General features: G+C 66.3%; 3 protein-coding genes. 1 reads left to right on the top strand and 2 read right to left on the bottom strand.

Annotated elements, in window-relative coordinates; all coding sequences use genetic code 11:
• A partial coding sequence (locus AC1D01_RS31115; RefSeq protein ID WP_477873331.1) for a TetR/AcrR family transcriptional regulator occupies window positions 1-261 on the bottom strand: 261 nt, incomplete at its 3' end.
• Between the two features lie 129 nt (window positions 262-390).
• On the opposite strand from AC1D01_RS31115, the gene AC1D01_RS31110 reads away from it, so the two are divergent.
• Window positions 391-819, top strand: a complete 429-nt coding sequence (locus tag AC1D01_RS31110; protein WP_477873329.1) for a VOC family protein — start codon at window positions 391-393, stop codon at window positions 817-819.
• 10 nt (window positions 820-829) lie between these two features.
• Here AC1D01_RS31110 and AC1D01_RS31105 read toward each other — a convergent pair whose 3' ends face one another.
• Window positions 830-2101, bottom strand: a complete 1272-nt coding sequence (locus tag AC1D01_RS31105) for a type II toxin-antitoxin system HipA family toxin (RefSeq protein ID WP_477873327.1) — start codon at window positions 2099-2101, stop codon at window positions 830-832.
• Between the last annotated feature and the right edge of the window lie 121 nt (window positions 2102-2222).

Below are 2222 nucleotides of genomic sequence, written 5' to 3'. Positions count from 1 at the left end.
GGCATACATCGAGCCCTGGCGAGCCAGCAGCCGGCGGTTCGCGGCATCGAGCACCTCGATGACCAGCTGGTCCTTGGTGCCGAAGTGGTAGTTGATCAGCGCGTGGTTCACACCGGCGTCCTTCGCGATCTCGCGCACGCTGAGCGCCGCATACCCCTCGCTCGCCAGCCGCCGGAAGGTGGCGTCGAGGATCTTCTCGCGGGTGTCGACGGCCGGCGCATCCTTGCCGGGTTGCGCGCCGTCGGACGATCTGAGGTTCATGGTTGAACGAGCGGTTTATACGGTCGTTCAAAAATAGGCGAGGTTTGCGGATTCTTCAAGGACAGGAACTCCCTGCCGCGATGGAGGCTCAGAAAAGACCGTTCACCATCCAGCAACGAGGAGTCCACCATGGAAGCACAGCAACTTCACCGCGGCCGTCTCATCGATCACCTGCAGCTCGTCGTGTCCGACATTGYGGCCAGCCAACGCTTCTACGAGGCGGTGGCCAAGGTGCTGGAGATCCCGGTGGGCGGCAGCGCCGCAGATTACTTCTGGATCGACGAGCTGTTCGTCTCGACTGCCGACAGCAAGGCGGCACAAGGCCATCTGACGGGGCGCCACCACCTCGCCTTCCAGGCCAGGGACCGTGCGATGGTGGAGGCGTTCTACCGCGCCGGGCTCGAGGCCGGCGGCCGCGACAACGGCAAGCCGGGCGAACGCCCCTACCACCCCGGCTACTACGCCGCCTTCCTGCTCGACCCCGACGGCAACAACATCGAGGCGGTGTTCCACGGCGAGGCGCAACGCAGCGCGGGGTCGGTGGTGATCACGTTCTAGGCTGCATGTTCTAGCGTGATTCGGCGAGCCTGAACGCCGACGCCATGCGCTCCTGCTCGCGGGGACGAACGTGCAGGCTGTCGGCGATCTTGGCCCACTGCCTCACGACGGTCTGGCTGTGCTCGATGGTCTCGTCGGCAAGCTTCTTCGAGACCCGGAAGTACGGAGCCACCGAACGCGCCAGGTCGAGGTCGAGCGCGTTGTCGGATTCGCTGACGTTGAGCTTCAGGCCATGCGACTCGGGCACGGGGTTCATGTCGTAGGCCTCGGACAACCGCCACCCCTTGCCGGGCACGAGCAGGAAGCCGTGGTTGCGCAGGTGATCGTCGGTGTTGGAGACGAGCATGTTGAACACGATGCGCGACCACAGCTCGCGCAGATCGGTCTGGGTCTGCGCGCCGTGATCAGTCAACACGCGGGCGATTTCAAGGTAGCTCGCGCCGGTGGAGGCATCGTCCCCGTCCTGGCGGCCGGTGAGTGTCATGGCCGAGGCGAAATGAATCCGCCCCTGCGGCGTGCGGTCGAAGCGCTTCACCAGGAAGGTGTGGTGCGGGCTGGCGAAACGGCGAGCCATGTTTTGCGGCACCGACAGGCCACAAGCTTTTGCCAGGGTTTGAGCCACCAGTTCCCACGCGCCCACGTCGTACTCATCGCGCACGCTGGGAAACTTGGCGATCCACAGATGCCCCGCGTCGGCAACGCTGGCCTTGGGGCGTGCACCGCCGAGCGAGCCGCCCGGCGCGATCAGCATGCGCAGCCAGTCGTCACCCTCGGGCGAGGTGTTGTCTTCATCGCGTTCCAGCGCGAGACTGGCCGCTTCGAGTTCGCGCAGTTGGACGAACGGCGGTGCGGCTGTGTCGTGCTGGTTGTCGAGAAAGGCGCCGGAGTCCCCGAGTCGCAAGCGCAACGCACCAGACCGATAGGTGTCGTGCACGCCCAGCAGGCAGTCCGACTCGTGCAGGCGCACGGCCTTGCCCACCTGCCCTGCCCGTTGCGCCCGCTCCAGCCGGCGCCGCATCAGCAACCGCCCCCAGCGATCCGGGCTCGCATCGGAGAACACACCGAAGGTCTGATGGCCCTGCGGCGGGTGCTGTCGCCCCTCGTACAGGCCGAGCCGCGGATCCAGCGCCAGATTCCGCGTGGCCGGATGGGCAAGCGCGACGGGGTCGTATTCGAACTCGAAGACCTCCCGGCCCGCACCGCGCCTGGCGTGCAGCCATCCCAGCCGCAGCGGCTGCGCGAGACCGATCCAGTCTGCGTAGACGGCGATGGTCGCGGTCATGCGCTCAACGCGCCTTCTTCTTCGAAGGCAGGTCGATCAGGCCGACCAATGCCTCGGAGCTCACGAAGTCGCCCTTCGCGATCTGGCTGGGAGCAGCGTCGGAAGGCAGTCGCTCCATGAC

This window comes from Rhizobacter sp. P3_B12, assembly GCF_056402895.1.
Note: the sequence above shows the minus strand (reverse complement) of the source record. Positions and strands in the feature narration are given on the sequence as shown.

Excerpts from the sequence above, each read along its gene's own strand:
- AC1D01_RS31105 (WP_477873327.1), bottom strand. The coding sequence starts at position 2,101 with ATGACCGCGACCATCGCCGTCTACGCAGACTGGATCGGTCTCGCGCAG.